This is a genomic window from Yoonia sp., from assembly GCF_014859355.1.
Lineage (GTDB): Bacteria > Pseudomonadota > Alphaproteobacteria > Rhodobacterales > Rhodobacteraceae > Yoonia.
On the sequence record NZ_JACUUJ010000007.1, the window covers coordinates 16,463 to 40,656 of the forward strand.

Here is a 24,194-nt window from a genome sequence, read left to right on the forward strand (position 1 = left end):
CATCCTGCGTCAGCGAGCAATGGCGCGGATGCCCCGGCTGATCCCGTCCAGCGTCATCGGGACCATGCGGTCGGCACCGAAAATATCGCGGATCATGCCGACCGATTGGGTATAGCGCCAATGGCGTTCGTCCAGCGGGTTTATCCACAGATGCGCGGGCCATTGGTCGCGGGCGCGTTCCAGCCAGACCTGCCCGGGCTCTGCGTTCCAATGTTCGTTCGCCCCGCCTGCAAAGGCGATTTCATAGGGTGACATGCTGGCGTCACCAACAAAAATGCATTTGTAACCAGGCCCGTAGGTGCGCAGCACCTCTTGCGTCGGGGTCTGGGCGTTCCAGCGGCGGCGGTTATCTTTCCACACGCCTTCGTAAAGGCAATTGTGGAAATAGAAATGCGCGAAATGCTTGAATTCGGATTTTGCGGCGCTGAACAGTTCCTCCACCACTTTCACATGGCTGTCCATCGACCCGCCCACATCCACAAACAGCAGCACCTTGACCGCGTTGCGCCGTTCGGGCCTTGTTTGCACGTCAAGATATCCGTGTTCGGCGGTCGCGCGGATCGTGCCGTTCAGGTCCAGTTCTTCGGCCGCACCATCACGCGCCCATTTGCGCAGGCGTTTCAGCGCTACCTTGATATTGCGGGTGCCCAGTTCGATGCTGTCGTCCAGATTGCGGAATTCGCGCTTGTCCCAGACCTTGACCGCGCGCTGCTGGCGGGATTTATCCTGACCGATGCGCACGCCTTCGGGGTTGTAGCCATAAGCGCCAAAGGGTGATGTGCCCGCCGTGCCGATCCATTTGTTGCCGCCCTGATGGCGACCTTTCTGTTCGGCCAGCCGTTGTTTCAGGGTTTCCATCAGTTTGTCAAAACCGCCAAGGGCGTCTATTTCGGCCTTTTCGGCGGCGCTCAGGTGCTTTTCCGCCAGCTTTTCCAGCCAGTCGGCGGGGATATCCACGGCATCCAGCACAGCCTGATCGGGGATTGTTTCCAGCCCCTGAAACGTGGCGGCAAAGGCGCGGTCGAACCGGTCCAGATGGCGTTCATCCTTGACCATGATGGTGCGGGCCAGAAAATAGAACGCCTCCACGTCATAGGTGGCCAGGCCTACCTTTATACCTTCCAGAAACGACAGAAATTCGCGCAGACTGACCGGCACCCCGGATTTGCGCAGATTGTCGAAAAACGGCAGGAACATGTGCCTAGACGTAACTGCGTTCGATAAAGATCAAGATGAAAAGGCCCAGCACACCAAAGAGAATGGCAAAAGCCGCCCCCCATTGCAGCATGTCGGTGACTTTACCGTCACGCAATTTGGCGCGCACGGCCCCCAGTATCGCGCCGATTATCAATCCGGAAAGCGGGTAGATCATGTGTTTTACGTCCTAGCTTGGCGGTTGTCGCGGTGTCAAAGCGGCGATTTCATTCAACCTGTTTATCACCTCTTCGCGGGTGCCGAACCCGTAACGCGCCCACCCCAGACTGTCCAGCCGCAGCGCCATGGCTGCGTCAGTCTGGCCTTGCAGATCCAGCGCCTCGGCCTGAAACATCATCAACAGCGACAGAATTGCTGCATTTTCGTGGCGGCGCGCAACGGGGATCGCTTGGCGTGTGATCGCCAGCGTCGTGTCGGCATCGCCCGCAATCAGCGCAAAAGCGGCCAGTTGCAGCGCGACATGCGCACCCTGGATTTCGGTCACGGGGTTTTGCCCATAGGCGCGCGCGGCACTGTTGAACGCCCCAAGCGCCAGCGTTGGGTCGTTGTTCAGTTGCAACCGCCCAAAGGCATAGCTGGCAAAACCTTCGCGCGCCCCTGTCCAACCCAAGGTTTGCCCAATTGCAATGGCGCGCGCGGCGGCTTGCTGGCGCTGTTGGGCGGGGGCGCGATTGGTCAGGGCAGTTTCCATCGCCGTGATCCATGCGCGCGGTGTATCAGACGGAATTTGCCCACCGGCGCGTTCGCCTGCCGGGTTCAACCGGGCAAGAATACCGGGTAAGCGGCGCGCGACCTGATCGCGCGTCATGCCATTGGATAATTCGGGTGCGTAATAGGCACGCAGGATCAGCATATCAAAACCCGTCAGGACCGCATGCAGGTTGTCATCATTAAAAACGGAATCGGGCAGGCGATACATGTCGTTCAGCGGCCCCAGCGCTTGCGCCAGTTCTTCGTGCAGGCAATCGCGCATTTCCTGCGGTGCGGCGTCAGATGGCACAAAGACTGCGGCCCTTTCACGCCGTTGCAGGGTGGCCCAGTCCAGCGCCGGGCCGTTGCGGTTGCGGCGCATGTCTTCCCAGGTCTGGACACGGGGCACGACAAAGCAGGCGGCGTTCGGGGCCACACGTTGCAGGGCGCGTTTGGGCAATGCCTCGATCACGATGTTGGCGGTGGCACTGTCCGTCAGACGGATATCGATCCGCGCCTCTTTGCGCAAACGGCCCAGCAGGGCGGTCAGATCGTTCATCATCACCTGCGACACTTCGCCAGCGACCCGCACGGTGACCGGCTGTTCGAAGCGGGTCAGAATGGGCAGTGTGCGCCCGCTTTCCAATTGAAACGCCAAATCAAGAAAATCATACGCAATTTCGGAATTGGGCCGCAGCGGCGGTCCGGGGCTGGCGGCTGTAAAGCTGCGCATCGCGGGCATGTCCAGCCGGATTGGCGCGGGGGCCTCGGGCAGGGGCGCACAGCCCGAAAGCAGCGCAAGGGCAACAACAGCAGCGCGGATCATGCGGAGCGCTGGGATGCGGAGGCATTGCGCATCGCGGCCCGCCGGTCATGCCGCCCGTGCCATGCCTGTTCATGTGCAACGCGCAAGGGGCTGGTTGTTGTCGTTGGGGTCATGGTGCCGCCTGTTTTCTGCTAATGCGGAAGAATACCGCGCTTTGCACATCTGGCCAGTCAATTTGCCTTGTGCGGTGATGCTGTGTCATCTGGTCACGTGCATACGCTACCGCCCCGACCGCGCCATAAAGGCCAGCCGTTCGAACAGATGCACATCCTGTTCGTTTTTCAAAAGCGCACCGTGCAGTTTTGGCAGCGCATTGGCCCCGTCGCGTTTCAGATCTTCTGGCGTCAGATCTTCGGCCAGCAGCAGTTTCAGCCAGTCCAGCACCTCGGAGGTTGAGGGTTTTTTCTTTAGTCCTGCCGTATCGCGGATGTCATAGAACTGCGTCAGCGCCGTGGTCAGCAGCGCATCCTTGATGCCGGGGTGATGCACCCCGACGATTTTGCGCATCGTGTCGATGTCAGGAAAGCGGATGTAGTGAAAAAAACAGCGCCGCAAAAACGCATCGGGCAGTTCCTTTTCATTGTTTGACGTGATGATCACGATGGGCCGGTGGATCGCCCTGACCGTTTCGCCGGTTTCATAGACATGAAATTCCATTCGGTCGAGTTCTTGCAGCAAATCGTTGGGAAATTCGATATCGGCCTTGTCGATTTCATCAATCAGCAAAACCACTTTGCCATCGGCGGCAAAGGCCTGCCACAGCTTGCCGCGCTTGATGTAATTGGCCACGTCATTGACACGGGCATCGCCCAGCTGGCTGTCGCGCAACCGGCTGACGGCATCGTATTCATAAAGCCCCTGTTGCGCCTTGGTGGTGGATTTGATGTGCCATTCGATCATCGGCAGCCCCAGCGCCGCGCTGATCTGGCGGGCCAGTTCTGTTTTGCCGGTGCCGGGTTCGCCCTTGACCAGCAGCGGGCGTTCCAGCGTCACGGCGGCGTTCACGGCCATTGTCAGATCGTCTGTAGCGATATAGCTGTCGGTGCCGGTGAATTGCATGTCTTGCGGCCTTTCTCTTTCGCATCAAACTAGCAGGCCACGCAGGATCATCAACTGTGGCGATTGCGTCATTTGAGGGGGTGACAGCGTTTCAACAACCGAGTAAACCGCACGCAAAATAAAGGCAAACAACCATCGTGTTGAGCCGGACGACCTGGTATAAAAAGGTACGCAGATGAAAGCAGAAGTGTTCTTGCCGCAAGATTATCGCCCAGCCGATGACGAACCTTTCATGAACGAGCGTCAGACCGAATATTTCCGCCGCAAGCTTTTGACCTGGAAAGCAGAAATTCTGGAAGACAGCCGTGACACCGTGGCCGGTATGAAAGACCAGACGCGCAACATTCCAGATATCGCCGATCGTGCATCCGAAGAAACCGACCGATCAATCGAGCTGCGCACACGTGATCGTCAGCGCAAGCTTGTCAGCAAGATTGACGCAGCCTTGCGCCGCATCGACGAGGGTGAATACGGTTATTGCGAAATCACCGGCGAGCCGATTTCGCTCAAGCGACTGGACGCCCGCCCCATCGCTACCATGAGCCTGGAGGCACAAGAACGCCATGAACGCCGCGAAAAGGTCCACCGCGAGGCTTGAAACAGGTCATAACGCCGGCCGCTCAGTCGGCATTGTCGGGGGTGGTATCGGCGGGCTGATGGCTGCCTTGGCTTTTGCGCGGCAAGGGGCCACTGTCAGGGTTTACGAACAGGCACCCGCGCTGATGGCTGTCGGTGCCGGTCTTCAGATTACACCGAACGGCGCCCGCGCATTGCATGATCTGGGGCTGGCCGCGGCGCTGGATGCCGCCAGTCTGACGGCACAGGCAGTCGTGCCGATGGACGGATTGACAGGGCGGCCTGTGGCGCGCTTTGATCTATCGCACCAGATACCACCTTATCGTTTCATCCATCGGGCCGCGCTGATTGATGTGTTGGCGGCGGCCTGTGCGGATGCTGGCGTTACGATCCGGCTGGATGCGCAGATCCGCGAACTGCACCCTGATGGATCGTTTCAGGCGGCTGACGGCCCCGTGCGCCCCGATCTGACCATCGGGGCTGACGGTGTAAAATCGGTTGTGCGCGGCCAGATCACCCGCGCAACAGAGCCGTTTTTTACAGGGCAGGTCGCATGGCGCGCCATCATCAAGCAACCCGGTGCAGACCCCGTGGCCCGCATCTGGATGCTGCCCGACCGCCACATGGTGACCTATCCCTTGCCGGACGGCATGATGAATATCGTGGCTGTGCAGGCGCGCAACCAATGGGCCAAGGAAGGCTGGCACCACACCGACGACCCCGGAAACCTGCGCGCGGCTTTTGCCGATGCAAGTTGGGAAATCAAGGGGTTGCTGGGCGCGGTTGAAAAAACGAACCTTTGGGGGCTGTTCCGCCATCCGGTTGCGGAAAACTGGTGGCAGGGGTCTGTCGCGATCCTTGGCGATGCCGCCCATCCGACGCTGCCTTTTCTGGCGCAGGGGGCCAATCTGGCGATCGAGGACGCTTATGTTCTGGCGAAATCCTGCAATCAACATGCCGATGTTGGTGCGGCATTGGCCGCCTATCAAACAGCGCGGCGCGCGCGCGTGGTACGGGCGATTGCGGCGGCCAATGCCAATGCGCGCAACTATCACCTGTCGGGTCTGCAACGGCATGTGGCCCACACTGGCCTGCGCGTATTGGGGCGTGTGGCGCCGGGGGCTTTCATGAAACGTCTGGGCTGGCTTTACGATCACGACGTCACCGTCTGATATTTCGCACCATCTTCACGCTGCAAACGTCAGGCGGCCAGATCAACCCAGACGGGTACGTGATCTGACGGTTTTTCACCCGCGCGCACTTGTTTTTCGATCCAGCAATCGTTCAGCAGGTCCGCGCACTGCGGGTTAAGCAGGAAGTGGTCGATGCGGATGCCATCGTTTTTATCCCACGAACCTGCCTGGTAATCCCAGAACGAATAATGGCCCGGCCCGGCTGTGCGGGCGCGAAAGGCTTCGGTAAAGCCAAGGTTGACGATACGGCGGAAAGCGGCCCGGCTTTCGGGCATGAACAGCGCATCCTTGCGCCATGCATCGGGGCGGGCGGCGTCCTCGGCCAAGGGGATGACGTTGTAGTCACCGGCCATCAGCGCGGGTTCTTCCTGTGCCAGCAAGTCTTGCGCGCGGGTGTGAAGCCGGTCCATCCACGCCAGTTTATAATCAAATTTCGGTCCCGGCGCAGGGTTGCCATTGGGCAGATACAGCCCGCAGATGCGCACCGCCTTTTGGCCCACGACCGTCGCCTCGATCCAGCGGGCCTGTTCATCGGTGTCGTCGCCGGGCAGGCCGCGTGTGATGTCCTCTAGCGGGAATTTCGACAGGATCGCGACACCGTTGAACCCCTTTTGACCATGGGTTGCGACATTGTATCCCTTGTCTTCGAACATGTCGCGGGGGAAATTTTCATCGACAGATTTGATTTCCTGCAAGACCGCCACATCGGGTTGCGCGGCATCCAGCCAATCGGTCAGCGCACCGATCCGGGCCTTGACGCCGTTGATGTTGAATGTGGCAATTTTCATGACAGCGCCCCCAGTTTTCACCTGTTCTGCCGCAGGGGGCAGCGCTGTGCAAGGCTCAGATCGAAAACGACGTGCCGCAGCCGCAGGATGATGTCGCGTTGGGGTTGTTGATGACAAACCGCGCGCCGATAAGTTCTTCGGTGAAATCAATCGTGGCATCGGCCAGAAACGGCAGTGATACTGCGTCAATCACCACGGTTTCGCCCTTATCCGACAGGATCAGGTCGTCATCTTTCGGCGCGTCAAGGTCGATTTCATACTGAAACCCTGAACATCCGCCGCCTTCGACAGCGACACGCAGTGCCTTGCCTTGGGCGGCGGCACCGATTTCGGCAAGCCGTTCAAAAGCGCGGGGGGTGACCTTGGGGGGGATGGTAAGCATCAGACAGACCTATCGGTTTGGGTTCATTTGCAATATAGGGGGCATAGGCAAGACGGACAAGACAGGCAGACCAATGACAGCGCCCTATGCAACCGACCCCGCCAACGCGCGGGGGCGGCTTTACCCCGAAGAAGAAAGCACATTCCGGTCACTGTTTCAGCGGGATCGCGACCGGATCATCCACGCCTCGGCGTTTCGGCGGTTGAAACACAAGACCCAAGTTTTCATTGAACACGAAGGCGATTATTTCCGCACCCGCCTGACCCATTCGATAGAGGTGGCGCAGGTGGCGCGTACCGTCGCCGCCGCGCTGGGGCTGAACGTGGAACTGACCGAGGCGGTGGCGCTGGCGCATGATCTGGGCCACACGCCGTTTGGCCACACCGGCGAAGAGGCGCTGGATGCGTTGATGCAGCCCTATGGCGGCTTTGATCACAACGCACAGGCGCTGCGCATCGTCACCAACCTGGAACGGCATTATGCCGAATGGGACGGGCTGAACCTGACGTGGGAAACACTGGAAGGCATTGCCAAACACAACGGGCCGGTTGTTGGCGACATTCCCTATGCGCTGGCGGCCTATAATGCGCGGCACGATCTTGAGCTGCACACCCACGCCAGCGCCGAGGCGCAGGCAGCGGCATTGGCCGATGATATAGCCTATAATAACCATGACTTGCACGACGGGTTGCGTGCGGAATTGTTCAGCACCGACGATCTGGCAGACCTGCCGATTCTGCACGACTGCTTTGCGCGGGTCGATGCGAAATACCCCGGATTGAACTATTACCGCCGCAGGCATGAGGCGCTGCGCCGGTTCTTTGGCGTTCTGGTCGAGGATGTGATCACCGTCAGCCGCCGCAACCTGACCGAACTGGCCCCGGCCACGGTGCATGACATCCGCCATGCGGGGCGGATGGTGGTGCAGTTTTCGCCTGATTTGTGGACCGACCTGAAGGTGATCCGCCAGTTTCTGTTCACGCGCATGTATCGCGCCCCTGCGGTGGTCGAGATGCGGGCGGTCGTCACGCAGATGGTTAATGAACTGTTTCCGTTCTTTCTGGAAAACACCAATGAACTGCCCAAACAATGGCGCAAGGACGTGGCCGATGCCCCGGATCAGGCGGCATTGGCGCGCATCGTGGCCGATTATATCGCCGGGATGACCGACCGCTTTGCCATTCAGGAACACAAGCGCCTGATTGGCGGGGCCGATGTGCCCGCAGGGGTCATTGATGGAAACTGATCGCCTGCCGACCGATTGACGCCCGCGCGCGGGGTGCTAAACCGAATGGGAATTTTTGGGATATGACACGATGAACCTTTTTGCCGATATCCGCGTGCTCGTGATGGATAGCCTTGACCAGTTGACAGCCGAAGGCGCGTTGCCCGCCGGTTTGTCCACCGATGCTGTCGCAGTCGAACCGCCCCGCGACGCAGCGCACGGCGATATGGCAACCAATGCGGCGATGGTGTTGGCCAAGCCCGCCAAAATGAACCCCCGCGTGATTGCCGAGGCACTTGCGGCGAAATTGCAGGCCGATCCGCGTATCGCTGCCGCCGATGTCGCCGGTCCGGGATTTCTGAACATGCGCCTTGCGCCCGGCGTCTGGCAGGGGGTTGTGCGCACCGTGCTGACTGATGCGGGCTTTGGCCGGTCCACGCTGGGGCAGGGGCAAAAGATGCTGGTGGAATATGTATCGGCCAACCCGACAGGCCCGCTGCATGTGGGCCACACCCGTGGCGCTGTGTTTGGTGATGCGCTGGCCAGCCTGCTGGATTACGCAGGCTATGACGTGACCCGCGAATACTATATCAACGATGGCGGCGCGCAGGTTGATGTGCTCGCGCGGTCGGTCTACCTGCGCTATCTTGAAGCGCACGGTCAGGACGTCGCGTTCGAGGATGGCACTTACCCCGGCGATTACCTTATCCCCGTGGGGCAGGCGTTGAAGGACAAGGTTGGCGATGCCTTTGTGGGCAAGGGCGAAGATGTCTGGCTGGATGAAATCCGCCTGTTTGCAACCGATGCGATGATGGCGCTGATCCGCGAAGATCTGGCGCAGCTTGGCATTGTGATGGATAGTTTCTTTTCTGAAAAATCATTGTATGGCAGTGGTTTGATCGAAAAATCGATTGCAGAACTTGATGCCAAGGGGCTGATCTATCAAGGCGTGCTGGAACCGCCCAAGGGCAAAATGCCCGAAGATTGGGAACCGCGCGAACAGACTTTGTTCCGCTCGACCGCCCATGGCGATGACGTGGACCGGCCGGTGCAGAAATCCGATGGCGCATGGACCTATTTCGCCCCCGATATCGCCTATCACTATGACAAGGTGCAGCGCGGGTTTGCGGCCTTGATCGACGTTTTCGGCGCCGATCACGGTGGCTATGTCAAACGGATGAAGGCGGCGGTGTCGGCCTTGTCCGATGGCAAGGTGCCGCTGGACATCAAGCTGACGCAGCTGGTGAAACTGTATAAGAACGGTGAACCCTTCAAGATGTCGAAACGCGCGGGAACATTCGTGACCCTGCGTGATGTGGTCGATCAGGTTGGCCCCGATGTAACGCGGTTCCACATGCTGACGCGCAAGAACGATGCGCCGCTGGATTTCGATTTTGACAAGGTGCTGGAACAATCCAAGGATAACCCCGTCTTTTACGTCAACTACGCCTATGCGCGGGTGAATTCCGCCGTGGCCAAGGCGGCAGAGTTCGCGGATGTGTCCGATGCCACGCTGGCAGGGGTCGATCTGTCGGGCCTGACCCATGACGCCGAACTGACGCTGATCCGCAAATTGGCGGAATGGCCGCGTCTGGTGGATATCGCTGCCAAGGGCCACGAGCCGCACAGGATCGCATTTTATCTGTACGATCTGGCGTCAGATTTTCATGCGCTGTACCATCAGGGCAACAGCGAACCCGGCTTACGTTTCGTGCAGATTGGTGACTCAGATACCACACAGGCGAAAATTGCCCTGATCCGGGCGGTTGCGATTGTTATTTCGCACGGTCTTGGTATTCTTGGGGTCACACCGGCAGAAGAGATGCGCTAACGCACAGGGCTGCCGGATCAGGCTGAATGAATTGACCCCAAAAGCCAAAAGGCACGGGGCACAGTGAGGCAGAGATGGCAGTTTATGATGAGGGGTTCACCCCGCACAGTGGTGCATTGCGCGCCGGTTCTATCGTCAATTATGCAGGGGCCGCACTTTCGCTGGCGCTGATGGCGGGCGTCGGTTTCTGGGGCTACAAGCTGATCATACGCGATGTCAGCGGTATTCCCGTGGTGCGCGCCATGGAAGGCGATATGCGCGTTTTGCCTGATAACCCTGGCGGAGATGTGGCGCTGAACACTGGTTTGGCCGTGAACGAGGTGGCCGCCGTTGGCGAGGCGGGCGGACCCGAAGATTTGTTGGTCTTGGCCCCGATGACCATGGGCCTTTCCCGCGAAGATCTGGATGTGGAACCCGCAGCCGAAGCGCAGGAAATGGATGTTTCAACCATGAACGAGATGGACACAGAAATCGTCATGCCGGCCGGTCTGATTGTCGATAATCCGCCGGTCATCGAAAACGACGGCCCCAGCGACGCCGACATCCTTGCCTTGGCCGATCAGATCGCCGTAGGCACCGACGCCAGCGCGCCATCTGATGGCACTGATATCGTTCCAGCGTCTGTGCCTGGGGTGGCTTTGTCGCCACGTCCGGTGCTGCGCCCAATGGGATTGCAAGTGGCAATGGCGTCGCCTGTCAGCGCGGCACCATCCAGCACGCAAGAGGTGGCGGTCACCACAACCGAATTTGCCCCCGGCACCAACCTTGTCCAGCTTGGCGCATTCCCGTCACCCACCCTTGCTGCCAGCGAATGGGCACAGCTTGAACGCCGCTTTGGCCGCCTGCTTGACGGCAAAAGCCGCGTGATCCAGGTCAGCAATCAATCCAGTGGCACGTGGTACCGGTTGCGGGCCAGTGGGTTTGCCGACCGCGACGAAGCGCGGCGTTTCTGCACGGCGCTCGAAGCCGAGGGTGCGAACTGCATCGCGGTGCTTGTGAACTAGGTGGCAATCAACGCAACGATCCTTGGCCCCGCCGGACCAACACTGACCGACTGGGAACGCGGGTTTTTCCGTGATGCTGACCCGCTGGGGTTTATCCTGTTTGCCCGCAACATCGACACGCCCGACCAGTTGCGCGCCCTGACCGATGATCTGCGCGGTCTGCTGGGCCGCGCGGTGCCGATCCTGATTGATCAGGAAGGCGGGCGCGTGCAGCGGATGCGCGCCCCCCATTGGCGCGCATACCTGCCCGCGCTGGACCAGATGGCGCGCGCCCGTGATCCGATGCGCGCGCAATGGCTGCGCAATCGGCTGATTGCGGCAGAACTGCATGACGTGGGCATCGACGTCAATTGCGCACCATTGGCCGATCTGGTCGAGGATGTGACCCATCCGGTGCTGCGCAACCGGCTTTATGGCCGCGATGTGGATACGGTCGTGCAGGCCGCGCGCATCTGTGCTGCGGCGCTTTTGGCCGGTGGTGTACTGCCGGTGCTGAAACATATTCCCGGCTATGGGCGGGCTGCTGTTGACAGCCACAAGGCGCTGCCAACAGTGACAGCCCCGCGCGCGGATCTGAATGCGCGCGATTTTGCGCCTTTTCGGGCGCTGAACGATATCGCCATGGGCATGACCGCCCATATCGTCTGCACTGATGTCGACCCTGACAATCCCGTCACCACATCGCCCGCGATGATGCAGGTAATCCGGCGGGACATCGGCTTTGGCGGGTTGATCATGACAGATGATATTTCGATGCAGGCGCTGTCAGGCGATCTGACCGACCGCGCGGCGGCGGCGGTTGCGGCGGGGTGCGATATCGTGCTGCATTGCAATGGTGACGCTGCCGAAATGCAGGCTGTTGTCGCGGCTGCGGGGGCCATGACCCCGGCGGCAATGACCCGCGCAAATCATGCGCTGGCGCAGCGAAAACACCCCGCACCAATTGACATCCCCGCCTTGGAAGCCGAGTTTAAAGCGCTTTTGGCGTGAGGTAATATGCAAGACGATGCGTTTCAGCCCGATCCGATCAGCGTCAGTGACCGTGTCGCGGCTGAGGCGCTGATTGTTGATGTCGGCGCCTTCGAAGGGCCGCTTGATCTGCTGCTGACCCTGTCGCGCACGCAAAAGGTAGACCTGCGCAAGATTTCCATTCTGGCGCTGGCCCAACAATATCTGGCCTTTGTAGAGCGGGCCAAACAGCTGCGGCTGGAACTGGCGGCTGATTACCTGGTCATGGCGGCTTGGCTGGCGTTTCTGAAATCGCGTCTGCTGTTGCCCCCTGACCCCAAGGAAGATGGCCCGTCAGGCGAAGAACTTGCCGCGCATCTGGCGTTTCAGCTGGAACGCCTGCAAGCCATGCGTGAAGCCGCAGCCAAGCTGATGGCGCGCGACCAGTTGGGCCGCGATTTCTTTGCCCGTGGCATCACCGAGGATGTGCAGCGCGTGCGCCGCGTGACCTATACGGCGACGCTGCTGGACCTGATGCAAGGCTATGCGCGTATCCGCACCCGTGATGATTTCCGCCCCTTCGTGCTGGACCGTGCGCATGTCATGACGATGGAACAGGCGCTGGAACGGATGCGTCGTCTGATCGGCTTTGCCGGTGAATGGACCGATATCGCAAGCTACCTGCCCGATGGTTGGGATGTTGACCCGCAACGCCGCCGGTCCACCACCGCCGCCACATTCGCCGCCAGTCTGGAACTGGCCAAGGAAGGCAAGATCGAAATACGGCAGGGGGATGCATTCGCCCCGATCCAGATCCGCAAGAAAGACCCTCGCCCATGAGAAAACGTGACAACGACAGCCTGTTCGATGCCCCGCCGATGGGTGAACAGGAACGCATGGTCGAGGCGATCCTGTTCGCCACCGCCGATCCGATCACGGTGCAGGAACTGGCGGGGCGCATGCCCCACGGCTGCGACCCCGCCGAGGCCATCGCCCATCTGCGCAAACGCTATGAAGGGCGGGGGGTGAATGTGGTGCGTATCGACAACGCCTGGGCGATCCGCACGGCGCCCGATCTTGGGTTCCTGATGCAAAAGGAAACGGTCGAGGTGCGCAAACTGTCGCGCGCCGCGATCGAAACGCTGGCGATCATCGCCTATCATCAGCCCGTCACCCGCGCCGAGATTGAAGAAATCCGCGGGGTCAGCGTCAGCCGGGGCACGATCGACCAGCTGATTGAACTGGAATGGATCCGCTTTGGCCGCCGCAAGATGACACCGGGGCGGCCTGTGACATTTGTTGTTACCCAAGGGTTTCTGGACCATTTCGGCCTTGAAAACGCCCGCGACCTGCCGGGGCTGAAAGAATTGCGCGCCGCGGGCCTGCTGGAAAACCGCCCGCTGCCAGGGGCGGGGTTTCCGGCTGAGGGTGACGATGATGATGATTCGGATCAAAGCGAACTTTTTGCGGAATAACCGGGCGCCCTGCGTGTCGCCTGACGATCAGGCTGTCGGTTTGAAATGCTTTGACAGCTTGAGCCCTTGGCCCTGGTAATTGGATTTGATTTGCGCGCCATAAAGCGCATTGGGCATGGCCGCCATATGTTCGTAAATCAAACGCCCCACAATCTGCCCGTGTTCCAGAACAAATGGCGCTTCGTGGCAGCGCACTTCCAGCACACCGCGCGACCCGTCACCGCCAGCGGCGGCATAGCCGAAACCGGGATCAAAAAAACCGGCGTAATGCACCCTGAATTCACCAACCATGGCCAGATAAGGTGCCATTTCAGCGGCTTGCAGGGGCGGAATGACAATCGCTTCGCGGCTGACAAGAATATAGAATGCGCCAGGGTCAAGAATGATCCAGCCATGTTTCGTATAAACAGGTTCCCAGAAATCCGCCGGATCATAATAGTTGACCCTTGCAAGGTCGATCACACCGGTATGTGGTTTGGCGCGATAGCCGACCAGATTGCCCTTGGCCGGTTTCAGGTCAACGGAAAACCCCAACCCGTCTGAAATGACCGGATCACCCGACACGATGGGCGTCTGCGCATGCAAGGCGCGCAAGGCGTCATCATCCAGCCACGTTTTGCCTTGGCGAAAGATGATCTGGTTCAGCATCTGCCCCGGCTGGGCCACAACCGAAAACGAGCGCGGGCAGATTTCAACGTAAAGCGGGCCGTCATAACCTTCTGGCACACGGTCAAATTCGACGCCGTGGTCGGTGATGATCCGCGTCAGAAGGTCCAGCCGCCCGATTGACGATTTGGCACTTGCAGCGGCGGTCATGCCAGCAGGCAGCGACAGATGTTCCATCAAAGGCACGACGTAGACACAGCCTTTTTCCAAGACAGCGCCGCCGGCCAGCTCAATGGCATGCATCTGAAATTCCGCAAGCCGTTCGCGCACAGTGCGGTGCCGTCCGGCCAGAAACGATGCGCGCACCCGATACGCGGTTTCCCCCAGCCGCAGGTCAAGCGATGCGGGCTGGATTTGTTCCGCCGTCACAGGAGATTTGGCCGTGATGGCGCCGCTTGCGATCAAGCCACTGATCTGGTGGTCTGCCAGAACGCCGGGTTTTGTCATCGCGTGGTCCTTTCGGATACCAAAACGCCCGCTGCGCCATGACGCAAACGGGCGGTTGTGATTGGTCGGGCTAGCAGGACTCGAACCTGCGACCTTCCGTCCCCCAGACGGACGCGCTACCAGGCTGCGCTATAGCCCGACTGATCGCTGTCATAACGAAATTGCGTGCAGGGGCAAGCCCGAAATCTTCAGACAGCGCGCATGCGGTCACGCAAAATTTCCAATCGTGTCAACAGCTGCGCAATTTCGTGGGCATTGGCCTTAAGGGCGGTTGGATCGACCGGCACAGACCCCAGAATACGGCTGGGCAGGGGGGGGATTTCGTTCGAATCCGCCGGCTTTTCGAACAGTTTGTCAGGCTTTGCGGCTACATGTGCTGGCGCTGGCGGATCAAAAGGCAAATGATCCTGTCGCGGCGCGGCGGGTCTATGCGAAGCGGTGCGCACCGGTGCGGTGCTGGCCGGCGCATGCGATTCTGCGTCAGGCGCGACCGTGATGGAAGGGCCAAGTGCCGCAACGTATTTCACGCCTTTTTCGCGCAATAGCTTTTGCGTGCCCTTGATCGTCAGCCCGTCTTCGTGAAGCAGTTGTTTGATTCCGGCCAACAGGTCCATATCTTCGGGCCGGTAATAGCGCCGCCCACCAGCGCCTTTGACGGGCTTGATCTGCGCAAATTTGGTTTCCCAAAACCGCAGGACATGGGTCGGCGTATCAAGCCATTCGGCAACTTCACTGATCGTGCGGAATGCGTCTTTTGCCTTGGCCATGACCTAGCGTTTGTTCCCGGCCGCCACACGATCTTTCATCAGGTGCGACGGGCGAAAGGTCAGCACCCGGCGCGGGTGGATTGGCACCTCTTCCCCGGTCTTGGGGTTGCGTCCCACGCGTGCGGCCTTTTCCCGAACCGAGAAAGTGCCAAAAGAAGATATTTTCACCGTTTCCCCGGCAACCAGCGCATCTGAAATATGCCCCAGAACGCTTTCCACCAAATCGGCGCTGTCGTTGCGGGATAATCCAACCTGGCTGTGCACAGCATCTGCCAGGTCCATCCGTGTCAAGGTCTTGTCAGCCATCATATGTCCCCCGCTTCCCAATGAACATAAGCCTGCGCTAAAATAAGAGTCAATAACAATGACTTGGCATTGCCACCAGATGCACGGTTTCGCCTACCAGCGGATCACCACAGCCCCCCAGGCCAGCCCGCCGCCAATAGCTTCGGTCAGGACCAGATCGCCGGGTTTTATTTGCCCACGCTGCACCGCCACGGACAGGGCCAGCGGAATCGACGCCGCCGAGGTATTGCCGTGGTCCTGCACCGTCACAACGATGCGGTCCATATCCACACCCAGTTTCTTGGCAGTGGCCTGGATGATACGGATATTCGCCTGATGCGGCACAACCCAGGTGATGTCGTCCGGGCCAAGCCCAGCCTTGCGCAGCGCGTTTTCGGCCGTCTGCGCCAGTTTTTCGACCGCATGGCGGAACACTTCCTTGCCTTGCATGCGCAGGACGCCGGTGTTCTGTGTGGCAACCCCGCCGTCGACATAGAGAAGGTCGCGATAGCGCCCGTCGGAATTCAGGTCGGTCGCCAGTATGCCGCGATCTTGCGATGTGCCGTCACCTTCTTGTGCCTGTAAGATCAACGCACCGGCACCATCGCCGAACAACACACAGGTTGACCTGTCTGTCCAATCCATGATCCGACTGAATGTTTCGGCCCCGATCACCATCACCCGGTCGGCCTGACCCGAGGCGATCAGCGCATTGGCATTGGCCAGCGCAAAGGTGAATCCGGCACAAACCGCTTGAATATCAAAGGCAAAGCCGGTGGTGTTGCCGATGTTATTCTGCACCATCGTCGCGGCAGAGGGAAAGGTCATATCGGCGGTGGATGTGGCCAGAATGATGGCGTCAATCTGGTCGCCGGTGATCCCGGCATTGTCCAGTGCGGCCTTGGCTGCATGCGTGGCAAGGTCTGACGTGGTTTCCCCTTCGCCAGCGAAATGGCGCCGTTCGATCCCCGACCGTGCGACGATCCAGTCATGGCTTGTATCAAGCGTTTTTTCGAACTCGGCATTGGGGACGATCCGCCGGGGCAGGTAATGCCCGATCCCTTTGACGACTGCGCGACGTGTCATGTTATTTGCCTGTCTTGGTGTCAGACCTGTCGGTCCTGCTGTCTTGTGTCGTATCTTGGGCAAGGGACGCCGCCGATGCAACCCGCGCGGCCAGTTTGTCGGAAAACCCGCTTTGCGCCAAGCGGTAGGCAAGCAAAAGCGCAGCCGTGACGCCGGTTTTATCCGCTGATCCATGGCTTTTGATCACGGTCTGGTTCAACCCCAGAAAAACCCCGCCATTCACCCGACGCGGATCAATCCGTTTGCGCAACCGCTTTAGCGACCCGCGCGCCATCACGGCGGCCAGCATCGAAAGCGGCGTTTTCATCAAAGCTTCGCGAAGCAGGTCTGAAATCAGTTTTGCCGTGCCTTCACCAGTTTTCAGCGCGACGTTACCGGTAAACCCATCGGTGACGATCACATCGACCCTGTCCGAAGGTAAATCACCCCCTTCGATGAAACCGACATAATCGAATTCGCCTTTTGCGGCGGCATTTGCAATCAGTTCGTGCGCAACCTTGAGTTCAGCACGGCCTTTGTGTTCTTCGGTGCCGACGTTCAAAAGCCCGATCCGGGGCCGTTCAATGCCCAGCCCGTTGCGCGCGTAAGATGCCCCCATCAGTGCGTAGGTCAGCAAATCGTCCTGATCGGCGCGGATGTCGGCCCCCGCGTCCAGCATCACGTTAAACCCCGACGGGTTGCGCGATGGCCACATACAGGCAATCGCAGGCCGGTTCACACCTTCGGCCTTGCGCAGGCGCAGCATCGACAGGGCCATCAGCGCGCCGGTATTGCCGCAACTGATACAGACTGCGGCCTGACCGTTGCGCACGGCTTCGATAGCAGACCACATCGACGTGTCTTTGCCCTGACGCAAGACATGGCTTGGCTTGTCGGTCATCTTGACGACGCTGACCGCATCATGAACCGTCACCCGATCACTGATCCCATGTTTGCGCAGCATGGGGTGCAATACATCCGCAGGGCCATGCAGAATCGCGCTGGCTTTGGGCGATTTGCCCAGAAACACGGCCAGGCCCGCAACGACGGTTGCAGGCCCTTCATCGCCGCCCATGGCGTCAACCGAAAGCACGTGTGATGCGTTAGCCCCTGTCGGATCGGTGCCCGTCTGGCCTTTGGTCATCTTCCCCGCGCCCGTTCAGCTACTTACGCAGCGTCGTCGTCAAGGTCGATTTCTGTGGTATTTGCGATCACTTCGCGTGTCGCATAGTGCCCGCAGGACGGGCACACGTGGTGGGGGCGCTTAAGCTCACCACAATTGTCGCAAACATTCGGGTTTGCCGCGACAAGCGAGTCGTGAGAACGCCGATTGTTGCGGCGGGATTTGGATACTTTGTTCTGCTGGACAGCCATGTCTCAACCCTATGATAAATGGGCCGGCGGCCCGCGTGTTTTGATTTCTCGGGGCGTCCTACGTCATTACGGACGCCCTGTCGAGATGCGATCTGAAAGAGGCCGCGAACATACTGCGATTCACACAGGGTGCAACTATTTTTCCTGACTTGTATTTAATGCGCTATTCTTCTTTTTTTTCAAGGTTTGCGCGCAGGGCGGCCAAACCGGCAAAGGGCTTGGCGTCCGCATCTGTGAGCGGTGTTGCGCCTTTCGGGGCGGATACGGCCGTGCCCAGATCGGCATCCGGGCGGCGCGGATAAAGTGGCAGCGCCAGCGCCAGCGCCTCGATCATCACTTGGGCGATGTCGATGACCGTGGGCAATTCTTCAACCGTGTCATCCACGGGCATTTCAACGTCTGGCCCGTCCAGCGCGGGCAGGTCGGCGACATATTGGCGGGTTACGGTTTCATCGATCCGGGTGGTGACCGGGTCCAGCGTAACCACGCAGTCTTGCACGACGGTGGCGCCCAGATCGGCCCGCAGCGCCCAGTCAGTGGTGCCGATCGGCGCGATCTGACCGGCAAAGCGCAGTTTTCTGATCGCGGTGATCCCCAGCGCATCAGCAATGGCGCGCCTTTCATCGGCGGTTGGCACCAGCGAAAAGTCTGTTGCGCGTCGGGTTGTCAGATCAGCCAGACGCAGCTGTGAACGTGGGAGTGCGGCCAAGGGTGCTTCCATTCTTGAATTGCGGTCCGTTTCTGCTGTAAGCGGGATAAAAGGCATCAGTTGCCAAAGCAAGAGGGCGGTCATGAGCAGACACACAGGCAAACCAGTCATTACGCTGCGCACAGTGGCAATGCTGGCTGTTTTGGGGCTGGCGGGTGCTTGCGCGCCGATCGAACGGTTCCACGGCTTTGCGCCATCGGCAGAAGATCAGGCCGCGGTGCAGGTCGGGCAAGCGACACGCGAAGCGGTCATCGCCCGCTTTGGTCCGCCCACATCCGTGGGGTTGCTGGGCAATAGCGATTATTATTATGTATCCAGCACGTTCCGGCATTTTGGCGCCTTTGCGCCGCAGGAAACGGACCGTCAGGTGACGGTGGTCAGCTTTGATTCGAACGCGGTGGTGCGCAATATCACCCGCTACACGTTGCAGGATGGTCAGGTCGTGGTTCTTGACCGCCGCGTAACAGAGGACGGCATCAACGATGTCACATTTATCGGCCAGCTTCTGGGGGCTTTCGGGCGGGTAGATGCCGGTGCGCTTCTGGGCGAAGAACCGCGCTGACGCCAAACCGAGGGCGGCATCTGCCTGCATGTGGCCGCCATCCTTCTGACTGACGCCTTGCCGGTCAGTCTGCCGGTTCAAACGTCAGGGCGACGCCATTCATGCAATACCGCAGCCCTGTCGGTGGCGGGCCGTCGGGAAAAACATGCCCCAGATGCGCATCACAGCGGGCGCAATGCACTTCTGTTCGCTTCATGAAAAAGCTGCGGTCAACGCTTTCGCCCACCGTCTCTGGTGCGATCGGCTGAAAGAATGAAGGCCAGCCCGTGCCGCTTTCGAATTTGGCGCTTTGATCGAACAGGGGCGCACCACAGCACACACACAGATACGTGCCCGGTTCTTTGGGGAAATCGTCATGGGTGCCCGCCCGTTCTGTCCCATGTTTGCGCGTCACCTTATAGGCAAGATCCGAAAGCATTGCGCGCCATTCGGAATCGGTTTTGACAATCTTGTCCATCTGTTGGCATTCCTTTTCCAGCCTTACCCTTTAAACTAGAGCGCAGGCGCAGGTTCGCCAAGGTGGGGGTGAATGACAATTCCATTTCAAAAGGGCCGTTATGTTGCCCGCTTCGCAACAAGCGCCGCTGACGTGACCGCATGCCATAGCTTGCGTCATGCTGCATTTTTCCGGCGGCCAGGCCGTGACGTTGACAGCTTTGACGCGGATTGCCGGCATTTGATGGTGGTGGGGCAGACAGGGCGGGTGGTGGCTGTGCTGCGGCTTTGGCTTTTGCCGGATGGCACAGCAGCCAACACCGGTTATACCGCGCAATACTATGATCTCGCAGGCTTTGCCAAAATTACCGAACCCGTGATCGAATTGGGTCGCCTTTGTGTTGCCGCCGATGTGCGCGATGGCGATGTCCTGCGCGTGCTATGGGGCGCATTGACGCGGCTGGTGGATGCTGAAAACATTACCTTGCTTTTCGGCTGCACCAGTTTTGCAGGGACTGACCCGCATGACTATGGGCGCGTCTTTGCGCAACTGGCCGCGTTTCATCTTGGCCCGCCGGATCGTTGCCCCAAGCCCAGAACCCCCGAGGCAGTGGCCTTTGCGCAACTGCCTGCACAAGGGACACGCCCATTGCCGTCGGTGTTGCGCAGTTATCTGGCGATGGGGGCTTGGGTAGGTGATCATGTGGTGGTGGACCGGCAGATGAACACCCAGCATGTGTTCACCTGCGTTGATATTGCGGCCGTTCCACCTGCGCGCGCCCGGATTTTGCGCGCAATTGCCAGCTAATGCCCCCTTGCGTATTCCTGCGCGCCGCCCTAGCTGACGGTCATGGCACGTGCACCCCTTCTTCAGCTTTCCGACATCGCCCTGACATACGGCGGTGATCCCGTTTTTGCCGACCTTTCGCTGGTGATCCAGCCCGGTGACCGCGTGGCCCTTGTGGGCCGCAACGGATCGGGCAAATCAACCTTGATGAAAGTCATGGCAGGCCTTGTGCTGCCGGACGAGGGCACGCGCGTCGCGTCGCCCGGCGTGCAGGTCGGTTATATGGAACAAGACCCCACCATGGATGGTTTCGCCACCTTGGGCGATTACGCCGCCAGCGGGCTGGACATGGATGAAACCTACAAGGTTGAAATGGTCGCCGAAGGGCTGAAATTCGACCCTGCCGGTGCGGTGGCCACAGCCTCGGGCGGGGAACGCCGCCGTGCTGCGCTGGCCAAACTGATGGCCGAAGCCCCCGAATTGATGCTGCTGGACGAGCCGACAAACCATCTGGATATCGAAGCAATCGCCTGGCTTGAAAACGAATTGAAACAGACCCGCGCCGCGTTCGTGTTGATTTCACACGACCGTGCATTCCTGCGCGCGCTGACCCGCGCGACGCTGTGGATCGACCGCGGTGCGGTGCGCCGCGCCGAACAGGGGTTTGACGGGTTCGAGGAATGGCGCGACAAGATCTGGGAAGAAGAAGACCAGCAGCGCCACAAACTGAACCGCAAGATCAAGGCCGAGGCCCGCTGGGCCGTCGAAGGCATCAGCGCCCGCCGCACCCGCAATCAGGGCCGCCTGCGCGCCTTGCAAGACCTGCGCGCCGAACGCGCGGCCCAGATCCGGCGCCAGGGCACGGCCGCCATGGCATTCGAAGGCGGCAGCACATCGGGCAAAAAGGTGATGGAGGCAACAGGCCTGTCAAAATCCTTTGACGGCAAACAGATCATCAGCAATTTCGACCTGACCGTGCAACGCGGCGATCGTGTCGCCTTTGTCGGCCCCAATGGGGTGGGCAAAACCACGCTGATCAAGATGCTGCTGGGGCAGGTGGCCCCCGATGCGGGCACCGTCAAGCTGGGCACGAAACTGGATATCGCGATTTTCGATCAAAGCCGCGCGGCGCTGAACCCCGATATGTCGCTGTGGGAAAACCTTGCCAATGATCCCGAACTGGGCGTCAGCGGTAAATCTGATCAGATCATGGTGCGCGGCCAGCCCAAACATGTGGTGGGATACCTCAAGGAATTTCTGTTCGACGAGGCACAGGCGCGTGCGCCGGTCCGCTCGCTTTCGGGGGGCGAAAAGGCGCGGCTGTTGCTGGCCCGGCTGATGGCGCGCGAAAGCAACCTTTTGGTGCTGGACGAACCGACGAACGATCTGGACATTGAAACGCTGGACCTGTTGCAGGATATCTTGGGCGATTATGACGGCACCGTGCTGCTGGTCAGCCACGACCGCGACTTTCTTGACCGGGTGGCGACAACAACCATCGCAATGGAAGGGCAGGGGCAGGCGGTTGTCTATGCGGGTGGTTGGTCAGATTACCGCGCCCAGCGCGGCGGCGATTTTACCGAAGCCAAAGAGGCATCCAAGCCCTTGGCCAAAAAGCCAAAGCAGGTGGAAAAGAAAACCGCGGGCGGGCTGTCATTTACCGAAAAACACCGGCTTGATGAACTGCCCAGCGTGATTGATGCCTTGGGCGCGGAAATCGCAAAACTCGAAACACTGCTGGCCGATCCCGACCTTTTCACGCAAGAGCCGGTGAAATTCCAAAAAGCAACCGACGCCTTGGTCGCCCGTCAAAACGCCCTGTCAGACGCCGAAGACGAATGGCTGGCGTTGGAAGAAAAAGCCGCCCGGTAACGTTTTTTTCGCGCATAAATATCCGTGGCGCGCGCGGGGGGCAGACAGCCCCCCTGCAACATCGAAGGTGCTGGTCAGCCGTCGAAATTGACCTCTTCCATGATCCGCAAGGCAGCGGGGCGGTGTCCTGCCAGATCGTCAAGGTTTACGTCGTCGGGGGTGAACTCGCCCCAGCTTGCCACCAGATCTGACAGTGGCACACCTTGCAGCACCGGGTATTCATAGTTCAGGTCCGCATAGATGCGCTGCGCCTCTGGCGACACGAGGTATTCCATCAGGCGCAACGCCTGATCGCGGTTCGGCGCCGCGGTCGTCATCGCCACGCCAGATACGTTCACATGTGTGCCGCCATTTTCAAACGTCGGAAAAACGATGCGCACCGCATTGGCCCATGCGGCCTGTTCTGCATTGTTCAGCATTTCCCCCATATAATAGGTGTTGCCAAGGCTGATATCGCATTGCCCCGCCCAGATCGCGCGCACCTGCGCGCGGTCGTTGCCTTCGGGCTTGCGGGCAAGGTTTTTGCGCACGCCTGCCGCCCAGTCACGCGCCTTGTCTTCGCCCAGATGCGCGATGACAGCCGACAACAGCGCAAGGTTATAGTCGTGCAGCCCCGCACGGGTGCAAATGCGGCCTTGCCACTTGTCCGACGCGAGATCCTCGTAGGTGGTGATTTCGTCATCGGCGACCCGGTCGCGCGCGGCATAAACGATCCGCGCGCGCGTTGTCAGACCAAACCACAGGTTGTCGGGGCTGCGCAGCGTTTCCGGCACCGCAGCCGTCAACACGTTGCTTTCCACGGGCTGGATCACGCCGGCATCCACGATCTGTTTGAGGTTGGCGATATCGACGGTCATCACCAGATCGGCGGGCGAACGGTTGCCTTCGGCGCGCAGGCGTTCTGCCAGACCGCTATCGACATAGGCAAGATTTACCGCAATGCCGGTTTCCGCCGTAAAGGCATCCATGACCGGCTGGATCAATGCAGGCTGGCGCGTGGTGTAAATATTAACGTCGGCCAAGGCTGGGGCCGCGAAGGCGACGCAAGTGCCGGCAAGAAGAAGGGCGCGAAATGTCATGGTCTGGCTCCGGTTTTCAACTGTGACGTATAAACCTGACTCTTTTAATATGTTCAATACCTGAATCTTTTTATCGGGTATTAGTGCGCGGCCTTTTCCCGCGCTTTTTCGGCATCCCAAAGCGCATCCATTTCGGCAAGATCACTTTCGGCGGGGCGCTTGCCGCGTTCAGCCAGGGCATCCTCGACCGCTTCGAACCGCCTTGTGAATTTGGCGTTGGCAGCGCGCAGCGCTTCTTCGGGGTCGATGTCCAGATGCCGGGCCAGATTGGCCATGACAAACAGCAGATCGCCGAATTCCTCGACCGTTTCGGCATGGGTCTGCGTGTCGCGGGCTTCGACCAACTCGGCGGCTTCCTCGACGATCTTGTCGATCACATGGCTGGTATCAGGCCAGTCAAAACCGACGCGGGCGGCGCGTTTTTGCAGTTTTACCGCCCGCATCAGTGCGGGCAGCCCAATGGCGACCCCGTCCAGCGTGCGGGTCTGCGCCTTGCCTGCGCGTTCGGCTGCCTTGATCTTTTCCCAATCGGCCACCTGTTGTTCCGCCGATTTGTCGCGCGATTCGTCGCCAAACACATGCGGATGGCGCGCGACCATCTTGTCCGCTATGGCGCGCACCACGCTGTCGAACGTGAAATGCCCTGCCTCGGCGCCCATCTGCGCATGATAGACGGTTTGTAACAACAGATCGCCCAATTCGCCTTCCAATTCGGCCCAGTCGGACCGGGCAATGGCGTCAGCCACTTCGTAAGCCTCTTCGATGGTGTAGGGCGCGATACTGGTGAAATCCTGCGCGATGTCCCACGGGCAGCCCGTGTCAGGGTCGCGCAACCGGCGCATGATTTCCAAAAGGCGCGGCATCCCGCCGTCAGGATCGTGGATCGTTGTGTTATCAGCCATTGCGCAGGCCCCCTTGTTGCGGTCAAGTGGCA

At 59.8% G+C, this 24,194-nt stretch carries 27 protein-coding genes and 1 tRNA gene; 11 read left to right on the forward strand and 17 right to left on the reverse strand.

From position 1 onward, the window contains the following. Positions 1–9: 9 nt before the first annotated feature. The 4 genes from IBX59_RS04280 to IBX59_RS04295 all read right to left on the reverse strand — a co-directional run bounded on the left by IBX59_RS04280 (position 10) and on the right by IBX59_RS04295 (position 3,790). Positions 10–1,197 carry a VWA domain-containing protein gene (locus IBX59_RS04280; protein WP_296372762.1) on the reverse strand — a complete coding sequence of 396 codons (1,188 nt, stop codon included), beginning with the start codon at positions 1,195–1,197 and terminating at the stop codon, positions 10–12. A gap of 4 nt (positions 1,198–1,201) precedes the next feature. Continuing rightward, complete coding sequence (locus IBX59_RS04285) at positions 1,202–1,372, reverse strand: hypothetical protein (protein ID WP_296372764.1); 171 nt, start codon at positions 1,370–1,372, stop codon at positions 1,202–1,204. Between the two features lie 12 nt (positions 1,373–1,384). Continuing rightward, complete coding sequence (locus IBX59_RS04290) at positions 1,385–2,731, reverse strand: DUF2927 domain-containing protein (RefSeq protein WP_296372766.1); 1,347 nt, start codon at positions 2,729–2,731, stop codon at positions 1,385–1,387. A gap of 219 nt (positions 2,732–2,950) precedes the next feature. After that, positions 2,951–3,790 carry a MoxR family ATPase gene (locus IBX59_RS04295; protein ID WP_296372768.1) on the reverse strand — a complete coding sequence of 280 codons (840 nt, stop codon included), beginning with the start codon at positions 3,788–3,790 and terminating at the stop codon, positions 2,951–2,953. Positions 3,791–3,965: 175 nt separating this feature from the next. Here IBX59_RS04295 and dksA point away from each other — a divergent pair, with 175 nt between their 5' ends. Together dksA and IBX59_RS04305 are read left to right on the forward strand one after the other, a co-directional pair. Continuing rightward, complete coding sequence (gene dksA / locus IBX59_RS04300) at positions 3,966–4,388, forward strand: RNA polymerase-binding protein DksA (RefSeq protein WP_296372770.1); 423 nt, start codon at positions 3,966–3,968, stop codon at positions 4,386–4,388. Beyond that, the gene (locus IBX59_RS04305; RefSeq protein WP_296372772.1) at positions 4,354–5,538 is read left to right on the forward strand and encodes an FAD-dependent monooxygenase; all 1,185 of its coding nucleotides are present in this window, start codon (positions 4,354–4,356) and stop codon (positions 5,536–5,538) included. Before dksA ends, IBX59_RS04305 begins: the two co-directional genes overlap by 35 nt. A 29-nt stretch (positions 5,539–5,567) precedes the next feature. Here the strand turns inward: IBX59_RS04305 and xth are convergent, their stop codons facing one another. Both xth and IBX59_RS04315 read right to left on the reverse strand, forming a co-directional pair. Further along, positions 5,568–6,347 carry an exodeoxyribonuclease III gene (xth, locus tag IBX59_RS04310; protein ID WP_296372774.1) on the reverse strand — a complete coding sequence of 260 codons (780 nt, stop codon included), beginning with the start codon at positions 6,345–6,347 and terminating at the stop codon, positions 5,568–5,570. A gap of 55 nt (positions 6,348–6,402) precedes the next feature. Further along, positions 6,403–6,729 (reverse strand): iron-sulfur cluster assembly accessory protein, encoded by a 327-nt coding sequence (locus tag IBX59_RS04315; RefSeq protein WP_296372777.1) that lies wholly within the window; start codon positions 6,727–6,729, stop codon positions 6,403–6,405. A 73-nt stretch (positions 6,730–6,802) separates the two neighbouring features. Here IBX59_RS04315 and IBX59_RS04320 point away from each other — a divergent pair, with 73 nt between their 5' ends. The 6 genes from IBX59_RS04320 to scpB all read left to right on the forward strand — a co-directional run bounded on the left by IBX59_RS04320 (position 6,803) and on the right by scpB (position 13,212). Further along, positions 6,803–7,975, forward strand: coding sequence for a deoxyguanosinetriphosphate triphosphohydrolase (locus IBX59_RS04320; RefSeq protein ID WP_296372779.1), 1,173 nt, complete (start codon positions 6,803–6,805; stop codon positions 7,973–7,975). Positions 7,976–8,045: 70 nt separating this feature from the next. Further along, complete coding sequence (gene argS, locus IBX59_RS04325) at positions 8,046–9,785, forward strand: arginine--tRNA ligase (protein WP_296372782.1); 1,740 nt, start codon at positions 8,046–8,048, stop codon at positions 9,783–9,785. A 74-nt stretch (positions 9,786–9,859) separates the two neighbouring features. Then, entirely contained in the window at positions 9,860–10,789 is a 930-nt protein-coding gene (locus IBX59_RS04330) for an SPOR domain-containing protein (RefSeq protein ID WP_296372784.1), read from the forward strand. Then, positions 10,790–11,779, forward strand: coding sequence for a glycoside hydrolase family 3 N-terminal domain-containing protein (locus tag IBX59_RS04335; RefSeq protein ID WP_296372786.1), 990 nt, complete (start codon positions 10,790–10,792; stop codon positions 11,777–11,779). It abuts the gene before it with no gap. Positions 11,780–11,785: 6 nt separating this feature from the next. Continuing rightward, positions 11,786–12,577: a ScpA family protein gene (locus IBX59_RS04340; RefSeq protein ID WP_296372787.1), complete on the forward strand. Its 792-nt coding sequence runs from the start codon at positions 11,786–11,788 to the stop codon at positions 12,575–12,577. Continuing rightward, positions 12,574–13,212 (forward strand): SMC-Scp complex subunit ScpB, encoded by a 639-nt coding sequence (scpB, locus tag IBX59_RS04345; RefSeq protein ID WP_296372789.1) that lies wholly within the window; start codon positions 12,574–12,576, stop codon positions 13,210–13,212. The genes IBX59_RS04340 and scpB overlap by 4 nt, the downstream gene beginning before the upstream one ends. A gap of 27 nt (positions 13,213–13,239) precedes the next feature. Here scpB and IBX59_RS04350 read toward each other — a convergent pair whose 3' ends face one another. The 8 genes from IBX59_RS04350 to IBX59_RS04385 all read right to left on the reverse strand — a co-directional run bounded on the left by IBX59_RS04350 (position 13,240) and on the right by IBX59_RS04385 (position 18,525). Then, positions 13,240–14,325: a 2'-deoxycytidine 5'-triphosphate deaminase gene (locus IBX59_RS04350; protein WP_296372791.1), complete on the reverse strand. Its 1,086-nt coding sequence runs from the start codon at positions 14,323–14,325 to the stop codon at positions 13,240–13,242. A 62-nt stretch (positions 14,326–14,387) separates the two neighbouring features. Continuing rightward, positions 14,388–14,464, reverse strand: a tRNA-Pro gene (locus tag IBX59_RS04355). A 49-nt stretch (positions 14,465–14,513) separates the two neighbouring features. Further along, a complete protein-coding gene (locus IBX59_RS04360; RefSeq protein WP_296372793.1) occupies positions 14,514–15,092 on the reverse strand; it encodes a MerR family transcriptional regulator in 579 nt (192 codons plus the stop codon). A 3-nt stretch (positions 15,093–15,095) separates the two neighbouring features. Then, a complete protein-coding gene (ihfA, locus tag IBX59_RS04365; RefSeq protein ID WP_296372795.1) occupies positions 15,096–15,398 on the reverse strand; it encodes an integration host factor subunit alpha in 303 nt (100 codons plus the stop codon). A 93-nt stretch (positions 15,399–15,491) separates the two neighbouring features. After that, positions 15,492–16,463, reverse strand: coding sequence for a beta-ketoacyl-ACP synthase III (locus IBX59_RS04370; protein WP_296372797.1), 972 nt, complete (start codon positions 16,461–16,463; stop codon positions 15,492–15,494). Position 16,464: 1 nt separating this feature from the next. Beyond that, positions 16,465–17,586: a phosphate acyltransferase PlsX gene (plsX, locus tag IBX59_RS04375; RefSeq protein WP_296372799.1), complete on the reverse strand. Its 1,122-nt coding sequence runs from the start codon at positions 17,584–17,586 to the stop codon at positions 16,465–16,467. A gap of 23 nt (positions 17,587–17,609) precedes the next feature. Then, positions 17,610–17,816, reverse strand: a complete 207-nt coding sequence (gene rpmF, locus IBX59_RS04380; protein WP_296372800.1) for a 50S ribosomal protein L32 — start codon at positions 17,814–17,816, stop codon at positions 17,610–17,612. A 163-nt stretch (positions 17,817–17,979) separates the two neighbouring features. Then, a complete protein-coding gene (locus tag IBX59_RS04385) occupies positions 17,980–18,525 on the reverse strand; it encodes a DUF177 domain-containing protein (protein WP_367119356.1) in 546 nt (181 codons plus the stop codon). A gap of 82 nt (positions 18,526–18,607) precedes the next feature. Between IBX59_RS04385 and IBX59_RS04390 the strand changes: the two genes are divergently transcribed. After that, a complete protein-coding gene (locus IBX59_RS04390) occupies positions 18,608–19,087 on the forward strand; it encodes an outer membrane protein assembly factor BamE (protein WP_296372803.1) in 480 nt (159 codons plus the stop codon). Positions 19,088–19,151: 64 nt separating this feature from the next. On the opposite strand, the gene msrB is transcribed toward IBX59_RS04390, so the two are convergent. Next, positions 19,152–19,544 (reverse strand): peptide-methionine (R)-S-oxide reductase MsrB, encoded by a 393-nt coding sequence (gene msrB / locus IBX59_RS04395; RefSeq protein WP_296372806.1) that lies wholly within the window; start codon positions 19,542–19,544, stop codon positions 19,152–19,154. Positions 19,545–19,616: 72 nt separating this feature from the next. Here msrB and IBX59_RS04400 point away from each other — a divergent pair, with 72 nt between their 5' ends. Together IBX59_RS04400 and IBX59_RS04405 are read left to right on the forward strand one after the other, a co-directional pair. After that, positions 19,617–20,330, forward strand: coding sequence for a GNAT family N-acetyltransferase (locus tag IBX59_RS04400; RefSeq protein WP_296372809.1), 714 nt, complete (start codon positions 19,617–19,619; stop codon positions 20,328–20,330). A 42-nt stretch (positions 20,331–20,372) separates the two neighbouring features. Beyond that, a complete protein-coding gene (locus IBX59_RS04405) occupies positions 20,373–22,181 on the forward strand; it encodes an ABC-F family ATP-binding cassette domain-containing protein (protein WP_296372811.1) in 1,809 nt (602 codons plus the stop codon). Positions 22,182–22,255: 74 nt separating this feature from the next. On the opposite strand, the gene IBX59_RS04410 is transcribed toward IBX59_RS04405, so the two are convergent. Together IBX59_RS04410 and mazG are read right to left on the reverse strand one after the other, a co-directional pair. After that, complete coding sequence (locus IBX59_RS04410; RefSeq protein ID WP_296372814.1) at positions 22,256–23,260, reverse strand: Fe(3+) ABC transporter substrate-binding protein; 1,005 nt, start codon at positions 23,258–23,260, stop codon at positions 22,256–22,258. A gap of 80 nt (positions 23,261–23,340) precedes the next feature. After that, complete coding sequence (gene mazG, locus IBX59_RS04415) at positions 23,341–24,162, reverse strand: nucleoside triphosphate pyrophosphohydrolase (RefSeq protein ID WP_296372816.1); 822 nt, start codon at positions 24,160–24,162, stop codon at positions 23,341–23,343. Positions 24,163–24,194 lie beyond the last annotated feature (32 nt).